Source organism: Streptomyces sp. NPDC127092 (assembly GCF_042722475.1).
GTDB lineage: Bacteria > Actinomycetota > Actinomycetes > Streptomycetales > Streptomycetaceae > Streptomyces.
Genome location: NZ_JBHXFE010000347.1, coordinates 1 through 800, shown reverse-complemented (window position 1 = coordinate 800; position 800 = coordinate 1). Strand labels below are relative to the sequence as shown.

General features: G+C 66.8%; 1 protein-coding gene. It reads left to right on the top strand.

The features are described from left to right. A partial coding sequence (locus ACFWJO_RS40300) for a thiamine pyrophosphate-dependent enzyme (RefSeq protein ID WP_386873323.1) occupies positions 1-800 on the top strand: 800 nt, incomplete at both ends.

Sequence of the window (800 nt, the reverse complement as noted above, 5' to 3'; positions counted from 1 at the left end):
AGTTGCATCTGCCCGGATACCGGCCGGTGACCAAACCGCACGCCAAACAGATCCGAGCCGCCGCCGCACTCATCACGTCGTCGACCGCGCCCGTGCTGTACGTCGGCGGAGGGGTGGTCAAAGCCGACGCCGCCGTCGAACTCCTCGACCTCGCCGAACTCATCGGAATCCCGGTAGTGACCACCCTCATGGCCCGCGGCGCCTTCCCCGACAGCCACCCGCTGCATTACGGCATGCCCGGAATGCACGGCACCGTCGCCGCTGTCGCCGCAATGCAGAGAAGTGACCTGCTGATCGCACTGGGCGCCCGATTCGACGACCGGGTTACCGGCCACCTCGACTCGTTCGCCCAACACGCGAAAGTCATCCACGCCGACATCGACCCCGCCGAGATCGGCAAGAACCGACACGCCGACGTCCCGATCGTCGGTGACTGCCGCCGCATTCTCACTGAACTGCTCACCACCCTGCGCCATAGGTTCGAGACCTCACCCCCACCGGACCTGACCGGCTGGCGTGAGGTCTTGGACCGGATCCGCGGCCAATATCCCCTCAGCTACACCACACCGGCGAACGGAATGCTCTCACCGCAGTTCGTCATCGAAGCCGTCGGAAAAGCAGCAGGACCCGGCGCCATCTACGCGTCGGGGGTCGGTCAACACCAGATGTGGGCCGCGCACTTCGTCGGGTTCGAACAACCCCGCACCTGGCTCAACTCCGGCGGGCTGGGCACCATGGGATACGCCGTTCCCGCCGCGATCGGCGCGAAACTCGGGGCCCCCGACCGCGAAGTGTGGGCC